This is a genomic window from Coleofasciculus sp. D1-CHI-01 (assembly GCF_040218875.1).
Lineage (GTDB): Bacteria > Cyanobacteriota > Cyanobacteriia > Cyanobacteriales > Coleofasciculaceae > Coleofasciculus.
Window position 1 is genome coordinate 1 of sequence record NZ_JAVJQP010000012.1, and the last position, 24,246, is coordinate 24,246.

The following is a 24,246-nucleotide window of genomic DNA, read 5'->3' on the forward strand; positions in this document are numbered from 1 at the left end:
CTCCTATTAGATCCCCCTTCCGTCCCCCTTTTTGATCCCCCTTCCGTCCCCCTTTTTGATCCCCCTTCCGTCCCCCTTTTAGATCCCCCTTCCGTCCCCCTTTTAGATCCCCCTTCCGTCCCCCTTCAAAAGGGGGAGACCAAAGGATGCTTCGCTTTTTTCTATCCGAGGCAACAAAAAATTAATCAAAGTCCCCCTTTTTAAGGGGGATTTAGGGGGATCTAAACTTTGAGCGCTAGTCATACCAAGTTTTATAACACCAATGCTTCATGGATTCCCCCTAGTGCAGTGCTGCGGAAATACTTGAGCAGCTTCGTAGATACGATGAAGCTGGGGGAGATATTAGCTGTTCAGTTATTTCTGCCTTCTTGCACTAGGATGCCGAGTCTGTGGTAAGTTTTAACCCATATCACCCCATGATGAAGGAAACTTTCCGCCATTTCCTGCGTTCAAACATAGAAAATTTAACCCTTATAAGGCGGTAACTTGGGTCCCACTTCAGCCTGGACATTGACATCCCGAACCCCTTTAATTTCCCTCGCCAAAGGTTCAATCCGTTCCAGATTATCTTGCGTTTGTACGTATCCGGTTACCGTAACGATTCCCTGATTAGCCTGAATCGCTAGTTGAGAGGTTGGTAGGTTAACCTCTAACTTACTCCGCACTTCACTTTGGACATTGCGATTAGAGCGTTCTTCTCCCTCCCTAAACACATTGTATCGTTGCTCCCGCGCCCGAATGTCAGAATTGGCTTGCGCTCTGCGGATGGGGTTCTCGATAAACCGTTGATCTAGCCATCTGAGCATGAGGCTCATCAACAGCCGCAAATGGGAAATCTGTATTTATCCCATCCATCTCTGGCGCATTGTAAATTCCCAACTCTTCGATTCCTCCATCTTTAAGTAGAGAAATTGCCTGACGAATTTGCTCATCCGTACCTTCAACAATGACCAAAAAATCACCCCGTAAAAATCGTTCCTGATATGCTTTAGCCTGTTTTTTGGGAATCCCTAATCCAATCAGTGCGCCCAAAAGTCCACCACCAACTGCACCAATTCCTGTCCCGGCTAAGGTTGTGGCGACAGCAGTTCCCAAAGCATCGGCTAACATGATTGGACCAATCAGAGGAATCGCTGCTGCACCAACCCCGACGAGTACGCCTGTTACCAATCCAATTGCACCACCGACAACAGCGCCATTAGCCGCCTGTTTACCCGTTTGATTACCCTTGCGAGTCTTCCTATCCGGATCGTGAAGCGACTCCTCTTCTAATTCTCTGGCAATCACGGTAACCTGATCCAGGGGAAAATTAGCCAGGTGGAGTTCCTGTAGTGCTTGCGTCACCGCGTCTCGGTTGGTAAAAATACCGATCGCACGTTTGTGTTGATGTAAAGTCATTGTTCTCTCCTTTTACACGCTAGAGATAAATTAGTCTGTCCAACTTAATTTATAAGTAAATCTTATCGTTTATCGGATAGTGTTTCCTCAATCAATAGGTGTAACTTTAGTCTCTATCCATAGAAAGAAGGACAAATGACAAATGACGAATGACGAATGACGAATAAATTTATTACCACCGAACCGCTCGGTAAAGGAGGTGAAGGCGGTGAACAAAAAACCTGGGACGCCGTTCAGAAAGCATTTCGCGATCGCACCTGTATCGGGTATTGGCGTTATCCTATATTTTCCAAGGTGGGTAAGTCTCGCAAGGAACCGGATATTCTGATTGTGGACGCCCAACTGGGTTTAATCGTGATTGAGATTAAATCTGTCACGATTGACCAAATTCTGGCGATTACGGGTCATCGGTGGGAGTTCCAAAACTATTACACTACTAGCAGTAATCCTTACCAACAAGCAGAAAATCAATTATTCTCACTATTGGGGTATTGCGATCGCGAACCGATATTACGCCGTAAAGTCACCGGGCGGGCGTTAATTTGTCTTCCCTTAATTACTGAAACTGAATGGTATCAAAGCGGCTTCTATCAACTCCCTAGCTGTCCGCCAATTATCTTTCAAGATAATATCGTTTCCGGGAATGAAGCTGTTGTTCAATTGACGAGAGATCAGACCCCTAAGAGACCCCTCCCTAACCCTCCCCTACGAGGGGAGGGAAACGGAATACATTTTTCGTTGGAGGGGCTTCCGGCTCCCCCTTCCCTTGCAGGGAAGGGGGCTGGGGGGTTAGGTTTTCTAGTCAAACGGATTCAGCAAACCGCTCCAATTATCAAAGGAACACCTCTGAATAACCAGCAGTGGAAATTGCTACAAGCGGTGATTAGTGGCACACCTGTTTTCCGGAAAAAACAACACCTGAAAGGAGACAGAAATGCCATCCCAAAAACCATTAATGGTACACCTCAACAAACCCGTGGTAGTATTCTGGCACAGGTACGCCAACACCTATCTGAATTTGATTTAGCCCAAGAACAAATCGCCAAATCCATTCCCCCAGGTCCCCAACGGATTCGGGGGATAGCGGGTTCCGGGAAAACCGTCTTACTCTGTCAAAAAGCTGCCCACATTCACCTCAAGCATCCCGACTGGGATATTGCCCTGGTTTTCTTCAGTCGCAGCCTATATCACGGGATTATTAGCCAACTGGATAAATGGTTGCGTCGCTTTAGTAGTGGCGAAATCAGATACGACGCCAAACGAAATCGGAAATTAAAAGTTCTCCACGCTTGGGGAGGGAGAAAACAACCGGGATTTTATAGTACCCTTTGCCGACAAACGGGAGTAAAAGCACTTACCGTTAACGATATAGAAACCAAGCAACCGCATCAGGCATTAGCTGAAGTTTGCCTCAATCTTTTACAAGAGACAGCGATTCCAAAATTATACGATGTAATTTTAATTGATGAAGGTCAAGATTTAATCGTCGATGACCCCTTGAATTTTGAGGGAAAACAGCCGTTTTACTGGATAGCATATCAGGCATTACGCCCCGTTGATCCCACCCAACCGGAACAACGGCGGTTAATTTGGGCGTATGATGAAGCACAAAGTTTAGAAAGCTTGAATATTCCTAATGCCAGTGAGTTGTTTGGGGAAGACTTAGGGCATTTAGTTACCGGACAATATGGGGGAGGAATTAGAAAAAGTGAAACCATGTATCGATGTTATCGTACCCCTGGGGAAATTATTACCGCCGCCCATGGAATCGGCATGGGATTATTACGACGGGGAGGAATGTTAACTGGAATTACCCGAATTGAGGATTGGCAAGCGATTGGCTATGAAGTCACGGGAACGTTTCGCCCTGGTCAACAAATTACCGTGAGACGCCCATCAGAACATTCACCGAATCTAGTCTCAAAACTTTGGCAGGGTTCTTTATTTGAGTTTATCGCCTATCGATCGCGCCAGGAAGAATTAACCGCATTAGCCGATAATATTATCTACAATCTTCGCTATGACGGACTTAAACCGAGTCGCGAGATACTGGTGATTGTTTTAGGGTTAGGGTTGGAAGCAATGCGACTGGAAACAGCAGTGGCAGAGTTTTTGATGTCCCAGGGAATTGATATTTATCTTCCCAGTGCCATGGATTGTAATCTGCTGCACATTGATAAAGATACCCGTGATCCAAATAAGTTTTGGTGTGAGGGTGGCGTAACCGTGTCTCGTATCCATCGGGCGAAGGGAAATGAGGCGGATATGGTGTATGTGGTGGGGTTAGATAATGTGGCAAAAGATGAGAGTAATCTGCAATTGAGAAATCAGTTATTTGTGGCATTAACGCGGGCAAAAGGGTGGGTAAAGTTGAGTGGGGTGGGTTCTTATCCCCTGTATGAGGAAATGTGGCGGGTGATGCAGAGTGGGGATACGTTTACATTTACCTTTCGCCATCCGCCCCAGCGAGAGATTAGTGTAACCGATGTTGGGGAAATGCGATCGCGCTATCAGAGTGGCGGGAGAAATTTCCAGAATGCGGAGTTAGCGGGGGCGCAGTTAGCGGGGGTGGATTTGCGGAATGCTAATTTAATTGGCGCGATACTGCGGGGGGCAAATTTACAGCAGGCGCAGCTAGATGGGGCAAAGTTGGTGATTGCGGATTTGAGTGAGGCTGACTTGAGTGAGGCGAGTTTACGCAAGGCGAAGCTAGTGGGGGCAACTTTGAAGCAGGCGCGGTTAAGGGGGGCGGATTTGAGTTGGGCAAAGTTGGGGAATGCGGATTTAAGGGGGGCGGAGTTAGTTGGGGCGACGTTGATGGGGGCGAGTTTGAGTGGGGCGGATTTAAGGGAGGCGGATTTGACGGGGGCGAATTTGGAGAAGGCGGATTTGAGTGAGGTGAATTTCGAGGGGGCGAGGATGCCAGATGGCAGTATTTGTCATACCAATTGGCGTGAACTATGACAAGGTATGGTAGCTGGCTTTTCACGCCATCTAGAAAGATAAGATCGATATCAAACCTAACCCCCCAGCCCCCTTCCCTGCGACGGAAGGGGGAGAATTCAAAGCCTTCTCAAGAGAAGGAGAGAGGTTTGGAGAGAGGTTTTCCAGATCCCGTGAAAAGTAAGGGTATGGTAGGGGCGGGTTTAACTATAACGGTTACGGCGTTTGGAGTTCACGCAGGTAAACCCGCCCTGGTTAAAGGTATCAGTTATAAAATACATGATAGGAATGAGAGAAATTTAATCATGAATTTTACCGCTAACATTCCAGATGCTTTGTATCAACAAGTTGCCGCTTTAGCCAAGCGGGAAAATATTTCTGTTGCACAATTGGTGACTATTGCTTTATCCGCTTGGATAAGGAAAGACTATATCGAAGAAAAAGCCAAACAGGGACGTTGGGACAAATTTCAACAGGTTTTACATAAAGTTCCCGATGTTGAACCAGAACCATACGACAGATTTTAGTCTGTGTTACTCGTAGCCAAAAAAGTATAACTATGATATCCTAAGAGTCTTATCACTGTCAGATTTTGATTCATCAATTTCCCCTTGTAAATCAGCTTCTCCAAGGTGTCGATGCCCAGTTTTGTCGAAAACTTCTAAATGAGCGGCTTTGCCGTAGTGTAAATTATCGACGTACCAATATTTACCTGTAGAGATTTCGCAATAAACCACTCTCTCATCATACCTAATTTTAGTTTTTTTGAATTTTTGAGCATCTCGTAATATAGTTTGCTCATCCTGAGGAGGAACAGTAGAAAATTCATCATATTCTATTTTGCTTAATTTTAGTTTTTTCTCTAGCCAATTCTCAAGAGATGCTTGATTGTCAAGACTATCTAAATCAATGGATTGAGTTTCATCATTGTTTTTGATTATAGAAATTAAACAACATTTATTAATGTCAGGATGAGCAATTATAAAGCTAGACTTGGTGAAATTAATCACTAAATAAGTTATGTGGTTGTTTTGAAATTGCCTTTCAGCCACTTCTGCTAATGAAGTGTTTGTGACATCTCGATAGGATTGAGGTGTAAAGTAATCAAAATAATCATCGAGAGAATGGACTTGTTCTTTACGCCATTCTTTATGTTACTGTTTCTAATTTCATTAAAACTACCTAAGTGTACACAACTACCATTTAATACAAGTTGGGCAGCATTATCATTGTGTTCGATGGATTGTCTCATTAAGAGTAAGGATTGGAGCATGGTTGATTTACCACGTCCATTAATCCCTGTCAGTAAAGTTAACTGCCCCAAAGGAAATTCTGTTTCTTCCCTAAAGCATTTAAAATTTTTTATGATTATTTTTTTGAGCATTTTTTATACGTCTCCTAAAATTTCTTGAGCTAGCTTAAACCTATTATACACCTTGGCTTTACCGCTCGTGGCAGATTTTATAGAATCGAGATAATCTTGATTTTCTAGTAATTTAATAAAATTACTTTTAATCGCCTCTTTGTGTTTTTCTAAAAACTCATCATTATTTATAGAGAAAAAATAAGATACAGATTCAAAAATTGCAATGTTTATTCTTGTCCTTCTCTGATCTGCACCTGTAGGCAAACGAAAATTTTTATTTCCAAAGAAATTAAAAGTCAACTTCATTACTCGCTCAAAATCCTTTTTCAACGCTTTTATTTCTTCATCTGACATCAGATTTATCTTTTTCATTGCCTTTTCTACAAAATCACCCAAATCACCTTGATAATCTTTTGCATAGTCAAAAATTCTAAAAGCTAAATAGCGCAAAATAATTTCTCTATCTTTCATCCTTTCGGGTGAAATTCCCTTGTCAATGGCTTTCCTGAAATATTCTTGTTCTGATAACTCTTTAAGCAAGTTTGTTGATTTACCTGAAAAAATACAGTTTCTCACTTCTTGACGACTAAGGTTTGTTCCCCCCGTGTTAATTCTGTTGAAAATATCATAAACAACTTTAACGGGAACGGAGGGCTTTATGATATACAAATTAAGCTTTTTGTCTTCAATCCTTGTTTGATAGTCACCTGGTAATTCTTTTAAGTCAGTGAAATTAGAACCATTTAATTTAGGTAAAGCTTCTAAACCACTTAACTTAAATGTATTATTAACAAAATCATGTAAAGTTGTAGTACGTTGTAGTCCATCCACAACAATGTACTTGCCCTCTTCTGTTTGATTTACATACCAAGGCGGAAGTGGAAAATTGAGAATGACAGACTCAATAAATTTGCTTTTTTGCTCTAACTTCCAAACTCTAGGATTGCGCTGAAAATCCGGATCGATAATAAGCTTACCATTGTCATATTTTCTCATTAACTCGAAAACTGTCTGAGGATCTTCTCTAATGTCGATATCGGCTTTAGTTGGGTCATAGGGATACAATCCACCACTATCGCCGCTATCTTCTTCGGCAGTATCCTGATCAGTAACAATTACGTCGTTCTCTTGTGCTACGCTATCCATTTTTCTCTTACGCCTGGTGAGCTTACTTGTCAACTCTTAACTATTTTAGGAGAATACACTCATATCAACCAGAATGCATGAACAGGACAAGAATGCGATCGCACCCTAACTTACCTTCATCTTAACCTGAGCCATCCACGCCGCCGTGCCAAACACACCAGCCAAAAGCGCCGGAACACTAAAATCTGCATCCAGCTTTTCCCAGTGCAACCCATCCCCTGATGGCGTCACTTCAACCTCAGCCAAATCCTCTGGAGAAGCATCGGCTAACCCTTGCGCTAATGCTGGGGGAAAGCTATACGTCGCCCCACTCTTCAAATTGATAATTACGCGATCGCGACTCTGGTCATAATACGCCGACTTCGCCCTAGGTTCAACAACGTTGGCAATGTCTGCGGCTTCTCTTGCTTTTGCGATCGCGTCTTTTAGCCTTGTCTCATCCCAACCTGAATTAACCATGAATCTCCTCCCATGTTTTGAGTCGTTCTATTTGATATTCGGTTACGATTTCCAACGCTTTGACAGTCTGCATTTTCAGATAGTCTCTCCCATAATTTGGGCAAGAGTGGTAAAGAAGCGATCGCAATTCGGCGCGGCTTTACGTACCTGGGCAACATCCAATAATCCTAAAAGCTTTGAAGCGTGTTGTATCTTTTGGTATTCACCCTTGGATGTATGGCGAGTAGCTTGCTTTAAACTTGGCTCTAACGAATCCTTATCAATCTTCTCGACATTTTTATTTCTAGGGATTGAATTTTCTCTAAATCCTTTTCCATAGAATTTTTTTAGGGCATCAATATCGGCAATAAACCAAGCCTCCATTGCTTGAACCATTAAATAGCAATGAGTATCATCAACGCTAGGTGAATCCCAATTATCCCTAAATTTCAAATGCGCCCAAGGTCGTTGTTTTACTGTTCCCTCTGAGTCAACCAGTAGGACATTGAAAGCATCGGGATAATCTTCCAAAGCATTTTTGAAAGAGCTAAAAGCATTATTACGAGAACCACAGACAATAATATCCCATTTAATTCGCTTGCTCCGCGCTATCTGCACTAGGTCTTTCAGAAACCCGCTAAATCCTTGCCGCATTTGCCTTTTTGTATCCCGATCATCTCCACCCCCTTCTATGTAAATACGAATTTCTTTTACCATCGCGTTCCCCCAATCTCACCCATGCTCCAGAGTTCACCTAAAGAATAATTTTCTAACCACTTTTTCAGCCGCTCCGGGTTAAGACGGCGTAGATGAGTTCCTCGATTATCTCGCTCACACACCAAAACTGATTCAGGAGGAAGAGAGGAAACTAAAGCCTCTGAATGGGTTGTAACAATTAACTGAGTTCGTTCAGACGCTTCGACTAACAAATCAGCGATAGTAGACATCATATCTGGATGTAAACCAATCTCTGGTTCTTCAATACATATCAGTGGCGGTGGGGTTGGGTCAAGAAGTAAAGCCAGTAAAAATAGATAGCGAAGTGTACCATCAGATAAACGAGTTGCAGGGATTGGCTGAATTAAACCCTCCTCGCGAATAAATATCTGAACAGTACCGCCATAAATCTTGACGGATAGTTCTTCTACTTCTTCGTAAAACGTCTTGAGTTTATCGATAATTGCTCGACTTCCTACTTGGTACTGTAAGTTGTTCAAAACAAGTCCCAGGTTACTCCCATCTTCTAGCAAAGGGTGTTCCGGCAAGTCAGCTTTCTGTGGCAATCTCGGTTCTGAATTTCGTCCGACATGCCAGTCACGATATAGACTAATCTGGGAAAATTGATTGCCTAGATAGGTGAGTTCTGGATATTGATCTGGATCTTTCCTCTGAGATAAAACAGACTGATCGAGAATCAGATTGTCTCGATGCAGCGAACGTTGGCTTCTTTGTCCTTCAACTGCCGTTTTAATGTTTAAAACTGGACGACCTTGTTGATAGCGATAATAAAAATAGACATCATCTTCACCAGGGTATGATCGTTCATTCTCCACCGCTTCATCGACCAATTCTGGTTTTTGACCAACTACAGTTAAACCCATGCGATAGCGCAGCGGCATCAGTCCTTCTGGGTAGTCTATAGTTACCTCAATTTTAGCTGTTGTAATTTCCTTTTGACCTTTCCAAAGCAGATCACTGACACCTCCCCCTTTACGAATTGGGGCAGTTAAATCTGTGGGAGTTGCCTTCAGAAGTCCAATGGCTTCAATTAAGTTTGACTTGCCCGATGTATTAGCACCAATCAGCACATTAAGGGGTTGGAGTTCGATTTCTTCATTCTCATCTCCGTAGGAGAGCAAGTTTTGCAATCGCATCGTGCGAATAAACCGTTTACCTTCCATTTCTTTACTTTAGCTTTTATTTATTCCCTGTCATAATACGCCGACTCCGCCCTAGGTTCAACAGCATTGGCAACTTCTGCGGCTTCTCTTGCTTTTTGTTATCACTGCTGTGAATGTTGTCTTATCTAAACCTAAACCAGTCGTCGTAGATATGTCTATGCTGCGTCTAAAGACTAACCTATCAATTCAAGGTTAAGGGATGGACAAGATAAGCGTGCGATCGCGTCCTAAAATAGGAGAATGCAAAACAAACTCCCCTACCTTGATTTCCTCTCTCAAGAACTTCAACTTCCCCCCATCGATTGGACAACACCTTTGGTGATTGATCTGTTTGCTGGCTGTGGGGGACTAGCACTCGGTTTTGAAGCCGCAGGATTTAGAACCATCGGTTATGAAAAATTAGCAGACGCCTGCGCCACTTATCAGCACAATTTGCATGGTTTCTGCTATCAGACCACGCTAACACGCCAACCCGATTTAGTCGATGGAGCCGATGTGATCATTGGTGGTCCACCCTGTCAACCCTTTAGCGTTGGTGGACATCAACGGGGACTCAAAGACAGTCGCGATGGTTTCCCTATATTTCTTGATTCGGTTAAATCCTATCGCCCTCAGCTTGCTTTATTTGAAAACGTGCGGGGAATGCTATTTCGCAATAAAACCTACTTTGAAGAAATTACCAGCGCTCTCAGAGATCTAAACTATATCGTTGAATGGGATATCCTCAACGCGGCACATTATGGTGTTCCTCAGCGAAGAGAACGTCTGTTTTGTGTAGCTCACCGAGGCGGATGGAAATGGCATCCCAAAACCCATAATAATTCACCGTATACCGTTGGTGAAGCCCTGGGAGAATTCGCCCTGATTGTACCCCCAAACGCTAAGTTTCTCACTCCTAGCATGGATGAATATATCAAAAAATACGAGAGAGCCTCTAAGTGCGTTAGACCCAGAGATTTACACCTTGATACCCCGTCGAGAACCGTTACTTGCCGCAATTTAAGCGCTCCTACAGGCGATATGCTGCGTATCCGTTTACCCGATGGACGTAGACGACGGTTAACAGTTCGTGAAGGAGCCCGTTTGCAAAGTTTTCCGGATTGGTTTGAATTCAAGGGTACTGAAGAAAGCCAATGTAACCAAATTGGCAATGCTGTTCCTCCCATTTTGGCAAAAGCTTTAGCCTGTTCTGTAAAAGTATATTTACAAAAAAATGTAGTGGTTCTCAAGATTTAATAGTACATCCAACTGTAGGGGCGCAAGGCTTGCGCCCTCACCTAATTACCTGATTATTTATTATCTAAAGTGGTATAATTTTTCTATACTTTAGAATTTATCAATGAGTATTCGCCCTAAACTATTCTCTTTCTTTGCTGGAACCGGATTTCTCGATTTAGGCTTTGAAGCCAGTGGTTTTGATATCGTGTATGTCAATGAAATTAATCCTTCCTATATGGAGGCTTACCGTTACTCTAGACAAGTTCTGAATCTGCCACTACCCGAATATGGATACCATTATGCCGACAATGGAAACATTGAGCAACTTACAGAAGGGGAACAAGCCCTACGTCTCTGGTATTTAATCCAGGATGCTCGGAAATCTACAGATATTGTCGGTTTTCTTGGCGGACCTCCCTGTCCAGATTTCTCAGTTGGAGGAAAAAATCGAGGTAAGGACGGCGATAATGGGAAGCTTTCTGCTGCTTATGTTGAATTAATTTGCCAACATCAACCGGATTTATTTTTATTTGAGAATGTTAAAGGATTGTGGAAAACGAAAAAACACCGCATTTTTTTTGAACAGCTCAAAGAAAAGCTCAATCAATCCGGCTATCTCTTAACAGAGCGTCTGATCAATGCCATAGAATACGGCGTTCCTCAAGATAGGGAGAGAATTATCCTGCTGGGATTTCGTCAGAGTTTAATTAGAGATATAGAACTCCCCGTTGAGCCAAGTGCCAAATTTATACCTGAAGTTTTTTTTCCCTGGACGACATATATTTTATATCCGAAGCAGACCGTTTTTTCTTGTCCTTGGGCTGCGACTGATCCATTTCAGGAAAATTCGCATCTACCTTGCTCTAATCAGATTATTCAGGAACTAACGGTTGAATATTGGTTTAGGCAAAACGAAGTCCTTAACCATCCGAATGCTAAACACCATTTTAAACCAAGAGCTGGTCTCAAGCGATTTCTTTCTGTGGCGGAGGGAGATGATTCCAGAAAGTCATACAAACGTCTTCACCGATGGCGTTACTCTCCTACGGCTTGTTACGGAAATAACGAAGTCCACTTACATCCTTATAAAGCGCGTCGCTTATCTGTTGCTGAAGCGCTTGCTGTGCAATCTTTACCTAAAACCTTTGTCCTTCCCGATAAAATGTCACTGACAAATATGTTTAAAACAATTGGTAATGGTGTTCCTTACTTAGCATCCAAGGCTATTGCTCACAGTATTCTAGACTTTTTGTCAACAACCGACTGGCATTACGAACAGCCAAGTCAAAAGCAACTTGAGTTAAGTGGGTGGACACAATTAAAGTTAACGGTTGAGATTAGGGAACAGGGAACAGGGAACAGGGAACTGCTAATGCTTTTACTGCCTAATTGGGACAGGCGGATTTGAGTGAAGTGAATGGGTAGGGCGTGAGAATATGCGATGGGTGGTATAAAATACCAAGGAGAGGTCAAAATGATTGAGTCAAAAGCGCCCACAGCATCCATTATGTATCAGTTGCAATCCTTGGGGGACGCCCTAAAACAGTTTTTCGGATATACTACCTTCCGCCCAGGACAGCAGCAAATCGTTGAAGAAGCGCTTCAGAACCGTGACTTGCTGATTATTATGCCCACGGGGGGTGGTAAGTCGCTGTGTTTCCAACTCCCGGCTTTACTTAAACCAGGGTTAACGGTGGTGGTGTCGCCGTTAATTGCGCTGATGCAAGATCAGGTGGATGCCTTAGTGGATAACGGCATTGGGGCGACATTTCTTAATAGTACCTTGAGTTGGGATGCGGTGCGATCGCGGGAAATGGCAATCCTCAACGGTAAGATTAAACTGCTGTACGTTGCCCCAGAACGCTTGCTGGCAGAGCGATTTGCGCCCTTTTTAGAACAAGTGCGATCGCAGGTGGGAATTTCGGCGTTTGCGGTTGATGAGGCGCATTGTGTCTCAGCCTGGGGACATGATTTCCGCCCAGAATATCGGCAAATTAAACAGTTACGCCAACGGTATCCTGATATTCCCATGCTGGCGCTTACCGCTACAGCCACCAAGCGGGTGCAGCAGGATATTGTCCAACAACTCACACTCCGTCAACCGAGTATCCATATTGCCAGTTTTAATCGCCCCAACCTTTACTACGAAATTCAACCCAAACAGCGCCAAAGCTATAACCAACTCTTCAAAAAAGTTCAATCCTATAAAGGATCGGGAATTATCTATTGTCTCAGTCGTCGCAGTGTTGAAGAAGTAGCATTTAGACTACAAAAAGATGGCATCTCAGCCTTGCCTTATCATGCGGGGATGAGTGATACTGACCGATCCAGTAATCAAAATCGTTTTATTCGCGATGACGTGCAAGTGATTGTGGCAACTATTGCCTTTGGCATGGGGATTAATAAGCTCGATGTCCGCTTTGTGATTCACTACGACTTACCCCGAAATTTAGAAGGGTATTATCAAGAATCGGGACGGGCAGGACGAGATGGAGAACCTGCCTATTGTACACTCTTTTATAGTCCCGGTGATGTGCCTAGACTGGATTATCTGATTGATCAAAAACCTGATCCGAGAGAACAGCGCGTTGCCCGTCAACAGTTACAGCAAATTCGTGACTACGCGGAAGGAACCGATTGTCGCCGCACAATTTTATTGAGATATTTCGGTGAACGGTTTAAGGGAAATTGCGATAACTGCGATAATTGTTGTCATCCTAAACCCGTTGAAGATTGGACAATTGAAGCGCAAAAGTTTTTGTCCTGTGTGGCGCGTTGTCGGGAACGGTTTGGCATGATTCATATTATCGACGTGCTGCGGGGTTCCCGGAAAAAGAAGGTGGAACAAAATGGACATCACCTCCTCTCAACCTATGGAATTGGCAGGGATAAAAGCGCTGACGCTTGGAAAATGCTGGCGCGATCGCTCCTGCATCAAGGATTAATGGATGAAACGACGGATGGGTATCGAGTACTGAAGCTGAATAAACGCAGTTGGGAAGTGCTTCGCAAACAACGTTCGGTGCATATTGCGATTACTCAAACCCCTGTAGCAAAAGCTATATCCAATGTTAATCCGAGGACGGCGGAAATTGAATTGCTGTTTGAGAGATTGCGAAAGCTACGTAAACAAATCGCGGATACTCAAGCGATTCCTCCTTATGTGATTTTCGCTGATTCTAGCCTTAAGTTAATGGCACAAATGAAACCTAAAACCCTGGAGGAGTTTGCCCAAATATCGGGGGTAACGGCTCACAAGTTGACGCAGTACGGCGAGAGGTTTGTGTCGGAAGTTCGAGAGTTTTGTCAGGGGCAAAAGTTACCCGTTCCTCTGCCTTCAAATAGCCAAATGGTAACCTTACAACTGTATCAGCAAGGATTAAGTATAGAGGAAATTGCGGAAAAACGGGGTTATGCTCCTAGCACCATTCTTACTCACTTAAGTGAGCTAATTGAGAAGAATCAGCCTATAGATTTAAACCGATTAGTAGCAGCCGAACGACAAAAACCCATCTTGCAAGCGATTCAGAATGTTGGGACAAACTCCCTGAGAAGCCTGCGGGAACAGTTGGGAGAGGATTATAGTTATGGTGAAATTCGACTTGTGCGATCGTGGTGGATTCGCGAGAAGAGTTGACGATTGATGCTTATGTTTACCCCTGCTTCCCCTACTTCCCCTGCTCCCCTAGAAGGGCGGGTTTAGTCACATCCAGGTGCTTTCATAAACGATAATAGTGAAACCCGCCCCTACAACCCTGCTTCCCCTGCTTCCCTTTTGGACAGGATAGGGTTCACATCAATGAGTGATCGGGATCTGAATCCAGAATTCTGTTCCTTGTCCCGGTTCAGAATAACATTTGAGAATACCGCCATGTTTTTCGACAACAATCTGGTGACTAATTGACAACCCTAACCCTGTTCCCTTACCCACTGGTTTTGTGGTAAAGAAGGGATCAAATAAACGATCGCGCACGGTTTCGCTCATTCCAGGTCCATTATCGCGAATCCGAATCACGGCTTGATTCTTGTCTACAACCTCGGTGCTAATCCAAATCCTTGGTTCAAGGTTTAATTGGCTCTTTTCTGTTGCACTTGCTCCGGCTTTGATTACACCATCGAAAGCGTCAATGGCATTGCTAATAATATTCATGAAAACTTGATTCAGTTGACCCGCATAACAGGCAACCGCAGGCAATTCCCCGTATTCTTTGATCAGCGTAATTCCTGGAGAATTACCACAAGGTTTCATGCGGTTGCGAAGAATCAATAAGGTACTATCAATGCCTTCATGAATATTAACTGCCTTCATTTCGGCTTGATCGAGCCGCGAGAAATTCCGCAAGGAAATCACGATTTCTTGAATCCGATCGGCTCCCATTCTCATTGAGGAGAGCATTTTCGGCAAGTCTTCGATCAGGAAAGGCAACTCAATATCTTCAATAAAGTTTTGAATATTTGGCAGCGGATTGGGATAGTACTGTTGATAACATTCGATCAGTTGTAATAAGTCTCCAATATAGTTCGTCGTATGACTCAGATTTCCGGTAATGAAATTAACCGGATTATTGATTTCGTGGGCGATTCCGGCTACCATTTGACCGATTGTAGACATTTTCTCGGTCTGAATTAACAGGGATTGAGTTTGCCGCAATTCGTGTAATGCTTGTTCTAATTGATTTGCCTGGGTTTGAGCCGCTTGCGCTGCCGCCCGGGTTTCGGCAAATAATTCCGCATGTTCGATCGCGATCGCGAGTTGATCCACGACAGCTTGCAGTAATTTAACTTCGCGATCGCTCCATTGGCGCGAACCCTGATAATGACTACAGATAATCGCCCCCAGTTGTCCAGTTTTCGTTTGTAACGGTAACACTAATCCTGAGGTAATTCCCCAATCTGCGAGTAGCGATCGGGTTTCGGATGCTAAGTTTTGGGTTTGGCTGACATCATCAATTCGCAGGGGATGTAATCGGTGAATAATGTCCGCTAAGGGGGTAAGTTGTGGGGGAAGACAGTCGCCTAATAAACTGGGTAAATTCGGATCTCGTGCTTCATGGGTAACGCTTAAACTGGGTTGATCGGAGTTGTAATTTAACCACAAAAAGTGGCAGCCGTCAACCTCCAGCAATCCCCGAATTTCCGTGACGGCTATGTCTAGAATCGTATCGAGTTCTAGGGAATTGCGAATTTGGCTAGCTAACTGAAACAGTAAGGCTTCCCGGCGACTGAGGAGTTCTTCGCGTACCCAAATCCGGTCAATGGCTACCGCGATCGCATTAGCAACCCATCCCAATACTCCTTGTACGATTTTAGAGAAGGGTTGGCAACTATGTAAGGCAATAAACCCAACTAGGTGAGATTCGACAATCAGGGGATAAATCCCGATAAAGGTTTTGTTGGACAAGTCATGTCCCGGCGTTAAGATCGGACGATGAATTGGCTTCAGGGTTTGGGCGACTTTGGCGATTAAGCCTTGGTTGGTGAGGATGCGTTGAGGGAATAGGTGTGTGGGTAACTGTTCACCACTATTCGCCTGCAATTCTAAGACTGAGGGCATTTGCGTCTCGTCTGTGATGCCCGTCACTGTCCAAATCCCAGCACCCAAGGCGTTTAGATGGCGGATCATGGCTTCGGTACAGCGTTTAAGACTTGCACCTAGACTACCATTTTGTCCCACCAGAACAGCGCCAATATCGGCTTCTAAGGTAGACAGACGCGATCGTTCTAGCAGACTGGCTTTTCGTTGCTTAATGTTGGTAATATCACGGGCGATCGCATGGATGACACCTGCTTCGGCTAAAGGTAAACAGTTCCAAGCTAACCATTTATAAGATCCATCTTGACATCGGTAACGATGCTCAAAGTAAATATCTGACGGACTGCTTAAAAGGGTTTGCCAAGCGGTTAATGTAGCGCTGTGATCATGAGGATGAACGAAATCGAGGAATGATTGAGAGATAAGTTTATCCTGGCTATAGGCTAAGGTTTTTTGAAAGGCGGGATTAATGCGTTTAAACTTACCATCGAAACCAATCACCGCCATTAAATCAGGTGAGAGGCTAAAAAAGCGATCCAGTTCAATTTTGGCTTGTTTTTGTTCGGTGATATCCTTACAAATAGAGATATATTCATAAGGATTACCTTGGTCATCAACCAACGGCACGATCGTCGTATCCACCCAATAGAGGTTGCCGTCTTTGGCGCGATCCTGAATATCGCCACGCCAGATTTTGCCCTGAGAAATCGTGTTCCACAAGTCCTTAAAAAACTGAGGTGAGTGATAGCCAGAATTGAGTAAACGATGATTAGCGCCATAAAGTTCATCCCTTGAATATTGAGAAGCCTGGCAAAAATTATCGTTAACGTAGCGGATCTTACCGTGAGAATCTGTAATCGCGACAATTGACGATTGATCCAGCGCTACTTTCATATCGACCAGGTTTTGTGGGGATGTTTGCAAGGCTTTTTCCAGCCGTTGACATTGATGAACCTGGGATTCTAAGTCAATTACTTTCTTTTGCCACTCTAACTGCGCGATCGCCTGTCGGCTTAATGCGGCTAGGGCATCCTTTTGTTGCACCGTAAACTGTCGCGGAACTCGGTCGATAACTAATAAAATACCCACCGTTTCATCATCAGGAGTGACTAAGGGAACGGCGGCATAAAATCGGATTGGGAGTGACGTTATCTGAGACTCAGATACGGCTAGAGTATCTTCGACCACTAATAACGGCTTATTTTCTGTTATTATCTCCTGGCGGATTTGGCGACAAAACTCTAAGTATTGCGGTGTGGAATCGGTGTCTAAACCCACCTGTGATGGCAACCACTGACCTTTGGTATCACAGAGACTGATGAGTGCGATCGGAGTTTGGACAACGCTAGCAGCTAAACGAGTTAAATCCTCAAATGTTGCCTTAGCCGCCGCATCAATATGGCGATCTGGATAGAGTTGCTCAAGGTTGACTGTTGTGTTACTCAATACTAGCGTGTTCATTAACTTACTACTCCTTACCCTTGTCAAAGCCAGATGCACGAGTGTTACGTCCTTGCCATGGATGTGATGACTCCAGTGTGATCGATGTTGTCGGGTTGAGCAAACCTTATCCTGGCTTCAAGATAGGACAATGTGTAAATAGCTTAAACAGATTAGGAAACTCTTGTTTAAAGAAGGGCTTTAGTGTATTATTCGGGTTAGCCCAACAAAATCCTGGTCTGCTCAAGGTTAGTACGCTTGTCCCTAAACCTACTGGTTGGTCAGGGTTGCCGCTACCCAAATTAACGTCTATACCTCAATTCAGACTCCCGCTTTCCTGGCTATGCAGGTGCTGCTGGAAAAGAAAATTCACAAAGTTTCCCCTATGCAATTGGTACGTTAGCAATTGGTACGTTAGCACCAATGTAATACGTTTTATCACATAGCAATAAGGGAGAGGTTGCGCTCCAGGAAAGGGGCGGGGAAGAGAGGTTAACCATGTTTCTCCTATTTTGGCAACGTGCAAGTTCACGCTGATGAGGTGTTTACCGCTTCTGATCAGGGGCATTGTGTTACGATCTTAACCAATTTTAGGATAGCTTTACATTTTCTTCATAAAAACAGCTAGGGTGGAGGGATGAGGGGTAATATCAAGTATGGTAGCATCGTTATCGTTGTTAAAGACAGTGAGTCTTATCCATACGGTAGAAAGCTGTAGACTAAAAATAATTAAGCATCTAGTTTAAATTGAGTCGAAGTGGTCTACCGAATTTGGCAACGTTGTTTTTGGGGAGTGTCATTGTTCCTCAGTGTCTTCAGTTTGGCGGTAGCGGTTGAAGCCCAACCTGCACCCGTGTTTATTCCGTTTATGGGACGTATCCAAAAAAATTTGCCTGTGGGGTTAGCCATGCGCTTACCCACTGAGTTACGAGTGAATGATCTGTTGGATATTGATCCAAACAAACTGATTATCCGGGTTTTTCCCTCGGAAGCCCCCCCAAGTTATATGGTAAGTCTGTTTACCTGCGATCGCAGTCCGAATTCCTGCTTACTGGGTAGCTTTTCAGTCAACCCCAAGCAGTCGGCGAGTGCGAGGCGGGATCTCCAACGCCATGAAACCCTAGGCGATCGCATTACTCTCACCCCTACAGTGGCTGGATATTTGATTGAAGGACCCCTGCAAAATCCCTCCTACCCCTTCTCAACGGTGATGTGGCAGCAAAACGATATGATTTATACGATTAGCTTTCCTGCCATTGAACGGCAGAATATTCTTTACATGGCGCTTTCTATGGCAAGGGAACAAGGGTTTTATCGTCGTTAGTCATTGGTCATTTGTCATTGGTCATTTGTTATTCGTCATTTGTCATTCGTCAGGGAATAGGGAACGGGGAGTAAGGAATTTATAAGTGATTATTCAGAACTTGGCGAATGACATCGGCTGGAACTTGATCAGTTATTGTGACATGACCGATTTCAGTGGGCAAAATAAATCGCACTTTGCCATCTTTCACTTTCTTATCCGTTTGTAAGGTATCGATAATTGCATCAATATCCAGTCCCGGTGGTAACTGAGTCGGTAATCCGGCTTTCTCAATTAACGCCTTTTGACGTTCCGCTTCCTGAGATGTCCACATCTGAAGTTCTACAGCAATTTGACCCGCCGTCATCATGCCAATCGCCACCGCTTCCCCATGATTAACGACTTTATACCCGGTTAAACTTTCAACCGCATGACCAATCGTGTGACCATAATTTAAAATTGCTCTTAATCCGGCTTCTTTCTCATCCTGACTAACAACATCGGCTTTGGCTTGGCAGGAACAGGATAAAATAAAGGACAATAATTCATCCTCTAAATATCGCCGTTGGTCGAGACGCTTTGTACTCTCCAATTTAGTAAATAATTCAGCATCCCAAATTACGCCATATTTAATCACCTCTGCCATTCCCGCCCGTAATTCTCGTGGGGGTAAGGTTTGTAAGACTTGCGGATCAATTAACACAAAGCGGGGTTGGTGAAATGCGCCAATTAAATTTTTGCCTTGGGGATGGTTGACTCCTGTCTTACCGCCAATAGCGGCATCCACCATCGCTAACAGGGAGGTGGGAACTTGGACGACATTAATCCCTCGTAACCAGGTAGCCGCCGCAAACCCGGTCATATCCCCAATCACGCCTCCCCCTAATGCTACCATCGTTGAAGACCGTTCTAAGCGGTTCTGGAGGGCAGCATCATGGATTTTTTGAATGGACTTGAGGGTTTTGTAACGTTCGCCTGCGGGTAAGGTACAGTGAGACACCTGATAGCCGACCAACTTTAGCGCCGCGATCGCGCGTTCCCCATAGCGGCGAAAAATGGCGGGATTGGAGACGAGGAGAACCTTTTTCCCCAGTTTCAGCCGACTCATCCAGACGCCGATATCATCCAAGCTTCCTGGCGCGATCGCAATGTCGTAAGACTGCGGTGGTACTTCAACCCGAATCACTGACTTCATCTGATTTGCCCCAAGCAACTGTGGGCTGTATTTTATCCCACTTAATGATTTAATGGTCTAATAAGACGTTTTTGAGAGAACGGTAAATGTCTGGATCTGGAATTATTGCCTACTTTTTAATCCTTGGTGGTGCTACGGGTGTCGCCCTAGCCCTATTTTTTGGTCTGAAAGCGGTCAAATTGATTTAAACCGAGGGATGAGACCCAACAAATTATTGTTGGGTTTCACTTCGTTCAACCCAACCGACCAAAATGCCATGATCCGTCAAAAAAGTGGCAAACGATGATTAGAAGTAAAGCCAGGAAAAACCTGAGCAACTTGATTCGCCTCAAGTTGTATATGTTGCTCTAATAGGGATGCGATCGCGTCTCGAAAATCGGTGGTGACGGCTAAATCTCGTCCTTGGAATAACGCCGATTCACTCAAACCAGACCATTCCCCATAGACTTTACCACCACGAATCCCACCCCCTAAAATCCACATCACGTTACCATGTCCGTGATCGGTTCCACCATTGCCATTCTCCTTCACCGTGCGACCGAACTCCGATAAGATGGCGATCGCGGTATCGGAATAGACTGATCCTAATTCCTTGACTAGAGTCACTAATCCTTGTGCCAAAGATTTCAGTTTATTGGCAAACTGACCCTGACTACTTCCCTGATTAATATGAGTATCCCAGCCACCTAACGCCATAAATGCCAATTGAGTCTGAGAATCTCCAACCATTAGCCTCGCCAGATTCCGGGTATCTTTAGCAAACCGATTTGGAGGGGGTGCGCCGTTGTCAGCTTCCCGCATTTCAGCCGCTAGGGTAGCCAGCAAAATTTCTCGCGCTTGTTGTCCTTCCTGATAAGCTAGATGAATCGGATCATTCCCACGGTAAAGGCGTTCAAAGGCTGCATTAAGTTGAGAACGGTCTACTGACAGAGAACGGGTGGCTTTATTTCCCGGTGGTAGACTAGCCACAGAATTTTGACCCATCAGGATAGGCGAGATCATCGAACCGATATTGACGGCTTGAGTGGGTCCAGCTTGAGGGAGAGTTGCTAACAGGCGATTCATCCAACCATCGGATGTGGTTTTATCGCCAGGAGTGCCACTTTCCATATAATTTTGAGCATCAAAATGAGAGCGAGTGGTATCCGGTGATCCGCAAGCATGGACAAACGCTAAACTGCCTTGTTTCCATAACGGCATCAAGTCAGCTAAGGCGGGATGCAAGCCAAAACGACCATCTAAATCTAGCACTCCTCCTTTTTCTTTGGGTTGGGGAATAGCAATTCTGGGTCTGGCTTCGTAGTAGTCTGGGTCTTGGAAGGGAACCACCACATTTAATCCATCGATACCACCGCGCAGGAATATGACAATGAGTCGTTTGTTGGTAGTCGTGGAAGCCATTCCTCTAGCCGCCCAACCATGCAACCCAATCGGAGTAAGTCCAGCAGCAGTCAAGAGGCTAGCGTATTGTAAAAATTTGCGTCGGTTCATGGGGATAAGTGACGGAGAGGGAGGATTGAAAGTCGGGGCGGTTTAGCTGTTCCACACACAAAGGATATCATTAATCACAGGGTAAAAGAGTCAGTTTGTCAAGGTTGTGGCAATAGAGATTTTTGGCGATCGGTTTTGGCATAATACCCATTGTCGGGGCGGATTGACGCTAAAACAATTGTCTAATAAAGGTTTGAGAGTATTCAAAATCCGCCCTCATCGTTATGTTTATTTTAGCCCCGGTTATTTAGTGTCATGGAAACAATCTACAAAGTTGATAGGAGAAATGCCGCCTACTGTTATCCTCTTTTAGAGCCATCAGATTTAGAGGAAACATTTTTACAACTGGGAGAACAATGGCGGCGGGAGACAGGAATGATGTCTTTAGTCACGAAAATGGTCATGCACCCAGCTTATCAACGAATTATTGGTATGGGTCAACCAGTGGTTCCGCTCATTTTACGAGAACTCGAACGTGAACCTGACCATTGGTTTTGGGCGTTGCAATCTATTACGGGTGCTAATCCAGTTGAGCCAGAACACCAGGGTAGGTTAACGCAAATGGCAGGGGCATGGATACAATGGGGCAAGGAACATGGTTACAGATGGTAGATTGGAAAAGTACAAGGAAGATGAATTTCCACGTCTTTTTGCCACTGGATATCGCATCACAAGTAAAGCATCTCGAATTTACAATTGTTTTGCTTGGGCTGCAGGGGAAGATGACCGTTGGTGGAATCCTGTAGAACCCGAAAATCCCTACTATTGGCTCAATGGCGTACCCGCAGAATTAACGATTGCGGCTTTTATCCAAGCTTATCAAACGTTGGGATATGAACCGTGCGATAGTTCTGATTGGGAAGAGGGTTTTCAGAAGATAGCTCTATACGCTACACCTGATGGAGAACCAACACATGCGGCTAGACAATTACCAAATGGCAAGTGGACAAGCAAACTTGGACGATGGGAAGATATTGAGCATGAACTAGATGGATTAATCAGTGAAATGTACGGGTCTGTTAGGCAAATTTTAAAGCGACCTCTTTGGTAAAGTGATTTCTATGATGATGTGTGAGAAGAGGGAACAGCTTGGCTAATGCTCTTATACAATTAAGACCTCTGAGATCGGGTAAAGTGAGACTTGAGAGACGGCTACCGATGCGATCGCACGCTTTGTAGTCAACTTTGTGGTAACGCGATCGCACGTTGCCGCCATCATCGCACCTTACCCCTCAACTCAAATTAAATCGCGATCGGTGGTAGAGGCTCAAGTGGGACAATAGATCTGTTCTGACTGACTGCATACTTCAGATGACGAACTCTCCCCAGCACCAACCCCAGGACGACCCAATGCGGAGTGTCCATACCACGAATTTTCCCCAAATCCTCACCCAACTGGGGATTTCCTTAGTGGTTTCTACTTACCAAGCGGGTAAGTTAATCGTCCTCCGTGCTGATGGAGAACATATCAATACTCACTTCCGCGTCTTCCAAAAACCCATGGGTTTAGCCGCTGACCGAGGTAGAATTGCCATTGGTACAGCCAACCAAGTTTGTGAACTCCGCAATGTACCAGCCGTCGCTCAGAAATTAGACCCTATTGGAAAACACGACGCTTGCTATCTTCCCCGCAATTCTCATATTACTGGGGATATTGATATCCATGAAATGGCATGGGCAGACCAAGAACTCTGGTTTATCAATACCCGTTTTTCTTGTCTATGTACTCTAGATTTTGACCACAGCTTTGTTCCCCGTTGGCGACCTGATTTTATCAGCGCCTTATCACCAGAAGACCGTTGTCATCTCAATGGTTTAGGTATGGTGAATAATTACCCCAAGTACGTCACCGCATTGGGAACAACAGATAGTAGAGGAGGCTGGCGAGAAAATAAGGCTTTTGGTGGCGTATTGATGGATGTAGAGACAAATCAGGTAATTGTCCAGGGATTATCAATGCCTCACTCACCTCGCTGGTATCAAAATCGTCTCTGGGTATTGGAATCAGGGAATGGTTCTCTAGCAACCGTTGATTTGGCGTCTGGGAAATGTGAGACAGTGACTCAGCTACCTGGCTTTACAAGGGGTATAGATTTCTGGGGTTCCTTGGCGTTTATTGGTCTTTCCCAAGTGCGGGAGACAGCAGTATTTAGTGGTATTCCGTTGACTCAACGGCTGGAGGAACGTATCTGTGGGGTTTGGGTGGTGAATATTGAGACAGGACAAACTGTGGCGTTTTTGCAGTTTGAAGAGGCGGTGCAGGAAATTTTTGCTGTTCAGGTTTTACCGGGTATTCGGTTTCCTGAGATCATTGACTGGGATGAAAAATTGATTGCCACCTCCTATGTTTTGCCCGATGCAGCCTTGGCAGATGTGCCTGATGGACAAAAGCAGTTGGTAACAGAAATGAGTACCTCTCAACCGCAGGTGGAGTCAGATTTAACTCGGTTTTCTAACTCTCCGTTTCCGAAAAAGTCTGGGAAGCCGAAGCGAAAAAAACACGGATTTGGTATCAATCAGCAGCACTAAGCCGTGAACTCAAGTTCCGTCTCAAAGCTCGCGTCCCGTTAAAACGGGTTAAAACGTCTAGTCAGCTTTAGCTGACTTTAGCTATCAGCCGGAAATTTATTTCCCGGCTGACCTATAGGAACTCATAACCCAACCTGTGACAATGCTTTGAGACAGCACTAAGCCGTGAACTCAAGTTCCGGCTCAAAGCTCGCGTCCCGTTAAAACCCACACTCCGCACTTCAAAATGTAACATAACCTGTTACAGGAACGTCTCCGAGAACACTAAGCATAAATACTCACTTTACTGAGGGTTGATACATTGAGATAATTAGTCAGTTACCTGTGACTATTTAAAAGAGAGAT

The 24,246-nt window shown here is 44.5% G+C and carries 21 protein-coding genes; 10 read left to right on the forward strand and 11 right to left on the reverse strand.

What is annotated here, in order from left to right; genetic code table 11:
• Nucleotides 1-464: 464 nt before the first annotated feature.
• Both RIB93_RS01980 and RIB93_RS01985 read right to left on the reverse strand, forming a co-directional pair.
• Nucleotides 465-806 (reverse strand): BON domain-containing protein, encoded by a 342-nt coding sequence (locus RIB93_RS01980; RefSeq protein WP_446369795.1) that lies wholly within the window; start codon nucleotides 804-806, stop codon nucleotides 465-467.
• The gene (locus RIB93_RS01985) at nucleotides 742-1,398 is read right to left on the reverse strand and encodes a DUF1269 domain-containing protein (RefSeq protein ID WP_446369797.1); all 657 of its coding nucleotides are present in this window, start codon (nucleotides 1,396-1,398) and stop codon (nucleotides 742-744) included. Before RIB93_RS01985 ends, RIB93_RS01980 begins: the two co-directional genes overlap by 65 nt.
• 156 nt (nucleotides 1,399-1,554) lie before the next feature.
• Between RIB93_RS01985 and RIB93_RS01990 the strand changes: the two genes are divergently transcribed.
• Nucleotides 1,555-4,362, forward strand: a complete 2,808-nt coding sequence (locus RIB93_RS01990; RefSeq protein WP_446369799.1) for a pentapeptide repeat-containing protein — start codon at nucleotides 1,555-1,557, stop codon at nucleotides 4,360-4,362.
• Nucleotides 4,363-4,490: 128 nt separating this feature from the next.
• Nucleotides 4,491-4,868: a hypothetical protein gene (locus tag RIB93_RS01995; protein WP_446369801.1), complete on the forward strand. Its 378-nt coding sequence runs from the start codon at nucleotides 4,491-4,493 to the stop codon at nucleotides 4,866-4,868.
• A gap of 30 nt (nucleotides 4,869-4,898) precedes the next feature.
• On the opposite strand, the gene RIB93_RS02000 is transcribed toward RIB93_RS01995, so the two are convergent.
• The 6 genes from RIB93_RS02000 to RIB93_RS02025 form a co-directional block, all read right to left on the reverse strand.
• Entirely contained in the window at nucleotides 4,899-5,393 is a 495-nt protein-coding gene (locus RIB93_RS02000) for a hypothetical protein (protein WP_446369803.1), read from the reverse strand.
• Nucleotides 5,394-5,398: 5 nt separating this feature from the next.
• The gene (locus RIB93_RS02005) at nucleotides 5,399-5,725 is read right to left on the reverse strand and encodes an AAA family ATPase (RefSeq protein WP_446369805.1); all 327 of its coding nucleotides are present in this window, start codon (nucleotides 5,723-5,725) and stop codon (nucleotides 5,399-5,401) included.
• Nucleotides 5,726-5,728: 3 nt separating this feature from the next.
• Nucleotides 5,729-6,853, reverse strand: a complete 1,125-nt coding sequence (locus RIB93_RS02010; protein WP_446369807.1) for a DUF262 domain-containing protein — start codon at nucleotides 6,851-6,853, stop codon at nucleotides 5,729-5,731.
• Nucleotides 6,854-6,958: 105 nt separating this feature from the next.
• Nucleotides 6,959-7,312, reverse strand: a complete 354-nt coding sequence (locus RIB93_RS02015) for a DUF2442 domain-containing protein (protein ID WP_446369809.1) — start codon at nucleotides 7,310-7,312, stop codon at nucleotides 6,959-6,961.
• Between the two features lie 75 nt (nucleotides 7,313-7,387).
• A complete protein-coding gene (locus RIB93_RS02020; RefSeq protein WP_446369811.1) occupies nucleotides 7,388-8,008 on the reverse strand; it encodes a DUF4276 family protein in 621 nt (206 codons plus the stop codon).
• Nucleotides 8,002-9,192, reverse strand: coding sequence for an AAA family ATPase (locus tag RIB93_RS02025; protein ID WP_446369813.1), 1,191 nt, complete (start codon nucleotides 9,190-9,192; stop codon nucleotides 8,002-8,004). Before RIB93_RS02025 ends, RIB93_RS02020 begins: the two co-directional genes overlap by 7 nt.
• A 240-nt stretch (nucleotides 9,193-9,432) precedes the next feature.
• Between RIB93_RS02025 and RIB93_RS02030 the strand changes: the two genes are divergently transcribed.
• From RIB93_RS02030 to recQ, 3 genes are all read left to right on the forward strand, one after another.
• Nucleotides 9,433-10,428 (forward strand): DNA cytosine methyltransferase, encoded by a 996-nt coding sequence (locus RIB93_RS02030; RefSeq protein ID WP_446369815.1) that lies wholly within the window; start codon nucleotides 9,433-9,435, stop codon nucleotides 10,426-10,428.
• 103 nt (nucleotides 10,429-10,531) lie between these two features.
• Nucleotides 10,532-11,818, forward strand: coding sequence for a DNA cytosine methyltransferase (locus tag RIB93_RS02035; RefSeq protein WP_446369817.1), 1,287 nt, complete (start codon nucleotides 10,532-10,534; stop codon nucleotides 11,816-11,818).
• A gap of 99 nt (nucleotides 11,819-11,917) precedes the next feature.
• Nucleotides 11,918-14,047 carry a DNA helicase RecQ gene (gene recQ / locus RIB93_RS02040; protein ID WP_446369833.1) on the forward strand — a complete coding sequence of 710 codons (2,130 nt, stop codon included), beginning with the start codon at nucleotides 11,918-11,920 and terminating at the stop codon, nucleotides 14,045-14,047.
• A 159-nt stretch (nucleotides 14,048-14,206) separates the two neighbouring features.
• On the opposite strand, the gene RIB93_RS02045 is transcribed toward recQ, so the two are convergent.
• Nucleotides 14,207-17,404, reverse strand: a complete 3,198-nt coding sequence (locus RIB93_RS02045) for a PAS domain S-box protein (RefSeq protein ID WP_446369819.1) — start codon at nucleotides 17,402-17,404, stop codon at nucleotides 14,207-14,209.
• Nucleotides 17,405-18,140: 736 nt separating this feature from the next.
• Between RIB93_RS02045 and RIB93_RS02050 the strand changes: the two genes are divergently transcribed.
• A complete protein-coding gene (locus RIB93_RS02050) occupies nucleotides 18,141-18,707 on the forward strand; it encodes a hypothetical protein (RefSeq protein ID WP_446369821.1) in 567 nt (188 codons plus the stop codon).
• A 79-nt stretch (nucleotides 18,708-18,786) separates the two neighbouring features.
• Here the strand turns inward: RIB93_RS02050 and aroB are convergent, their stop codons facing one another.
• A complete protein-coding gene (gene aroB, locus RIB93_RS02055) occupies nucleotides 18,787-19,881 on the reverse strand; it encodes a 3-dehydroquinate synthase (protein WP_446369823.1) in 1,095 nt (364 codons plus the stop codon).
• Nucleotides 19,882-19,967: 86 nt separating this feature from the next.
• On the opposite strand from aroB, the gene petL reads away from it, so the two are divergent.
• The gene (gene petL / locus RIB93_RS02060; protein ID WP_446341844.1) at nucleotides 19,968-20,069 is read left to right on the forward strand and encodes a cytochrome b6-f complex subunit PetL; all 102 of its coding nucleotides are present in this window, start codon (nucleotides 19,968-19,970) and stop codon (nucleotides 20,067-20,069) included.
• 76 nt (nucleotides 20,070-20,145) lie between these two features.
• On the opposite strand, the gene RIB93_RS02065 is transcribed toward petL, so the two are convergent.
• On the reverse strand, nucleotides 20,146-21,372 hold the full coding sequence (locus RIB93_RS02065; RefSeq protein ID WP_446369825.1) for a DUF1501 domain-containing protein: 1,227 nt from the start codon (nucleotides 21,370-21,372) through the stop codon (nucleotides 20,146-20,148).
• Nucleotides 21,373-21,627: 255 nt separating this feature from the next.
• On the opposite strand from RIB93_RS02065, the gene RIB93_RS02070 reads away from it, so the two are divergent.
• From RIB93_RS02070 to RIB93_RS02080, 3 genes are all read left to right on the forward strand, one after another.
• Nucleotides 21,628-21,984, forward strand: coding sequence for a hypothetical protein (locus RIB93_RS02070; RefSeq protein ID WP_446369827.1), 357 nt, complete (start codon nucleotides 21,628-21,630; stop codon nucleotides 21,982-21,984).
• Entirely contained in the window at nucleotides 21,968-22,423 is a 456-nt protein-coding gene (locus tag RIB93_RS02075) for a DUF7689 domain-containing protein (protein WP_446369829.1), read from the forward strand. The genes RIB93_RS02070 and RIB93_RS02075 overlap by 17 nt, the downstream gene beginning before the upstream one ends.
• A gap of 260 nt (nucleotides 22,424-22,683) precedes the next feature.
• Nucleotides 22,684-23,901: a TIGR03032 family protein gene (locus tag RIB93_RS02080; protein ID WP_446369831.1), complete on the forward strand. Its 1,218-nt coding sequence runs from the start codon at nucleotides 22,684-22,686 to the stop codon at nucleotides 23,899-23,901.
• Nucleotides 23,902-24,246: the final 345 nt, after the last annotated feature.

Excerpts from the sequence above, each read along its gene's own strand:
- RIB93_RS01980 (WP_446369795.1), bottom strand. The coding sequence starts at position 806 with ATGCTCAGATGGCTAGATCAACGGTTTATCGAGAACCCCATCCGCAGA.
- RIB93_RS01985 (WP_446369797.1), bottom strand. The coding sequence starts at position 1,398 with ATGACTTTACATCAACACAAACGTGCGATCGGTATTTTTACCAACCGA.
- RIB93_RS01990 (WP_446369799.1), top strand. The coding sequence starts at position 1,555 with ATGACGAATAAATTTATTACCACCGAACCGCTCGGTAAAGGAGGTGAA.
- RIB93_RS02005 (WP_446369805.1), bottom strand. The coding sequence starts at position 5,725 with ATGCTCAAAAAAATAATCATAAAAAATTTTAAATGCTTTAGGGAAGAA.
- RIB93_RS02010 (WP_446369807.1), bottom strand. The coding sequence starts at position 6,853 with ATGGATAGCGTAGCACAAGAGAACGACGTAATTGTTACTGATCAGGAT.
- RIB93_RS02015 (WP_446369809.1), bottom strand. The coding sequence starts at position 7,312 with ATGGTTAATTCAGGTTGGGATGAGACAAGGCTAAAAGACGCGATCGCA.
- RIB93_RS02020 (WP_446369811.1), bottom strand. The coding sequence starts at position 8,008 with ATGGTAAAAGAAATTCGTATTTACATAGAAGGGGGTGGAGATGATCGG.
- RIB93_RS02025 (WP_446369813.1), bottom strand. The coding sequence starts at position 9,192 with ATGGAAGGTAAACGGTTTATTCGCACGATGCGATTGCAAAACTTGCTC.
- RIB93_RS02030 (WP_446369815.1), top strand. The coding sequence starts at position 9,433 with ATGCAAAACAAACTCCCCTACCTTGATTTCCTCTCTCAAGAACTTCAA.
- RIB93_RS02035 (WP_446369817.1), top strand. The coding sequence starts at position 10,532 with ATGAGTATTCGCCCTAAACTATTCTCTTTCTTTGCTGGAACCGGATTT.
- recQ (WP_446369833.1), top strand. The coding sequence starts at position 11,918 with ATGTATCAGTTGCAATCCTTGGGGGACGCCCTAAAACAGTTTTTCGGA.
- RIB93_RS02045 (WP_446369819.1), bottom strand. The coding sequence starts at position 17,404 with ATGAACACGCTAGTATTGAGTAACACAACAGTCAACCTTGAGCAACTC.
- aroB (WP_446369823.1), bottom strand. The coding sequence starts at position 19,881 with ATGAAGTCAGTGATTCGGGTTGAAGTACCACCGCAGTCTTACGACATT.
- petL (WP_446341844.1), top strand. The coding sequence starts at position 19,968 with ATGTCTGGATCTGGAATTATTGCCTACTTTTTAATCCTTGGTGGTGCT.
- RIB93_RS02065 (WP_446369825.1), bottom strand. The coding sequence starts at position 21,372 with ATGAACCGACGCAAATTTTTACAATACGCTAGCCTCTTGACTGCTGCT.
- RIB93_RS02070 (WP_446369827.1), top strand. The coding sequence starts at position 21,628 with ATGGAAACAATCTACAAAGTTGATAGGAGAAATGCCGCCTACTGTTAT.
- RIB93_RS02075 (WP_446369829.1), top strand. The coding sequence starts at position 21,968 with ATGGTTACAGATGGTAGATTGGAAAAGTACAAGGAAGATGAATTTCCA.
- RIB93_RS02080 (WP_446369831.1), top strand. The coding sequence starts at position 22,684 with ATGACGAACTCTCCCCAGCACCAACCCCAGGACGACCCAATGCGGAGT.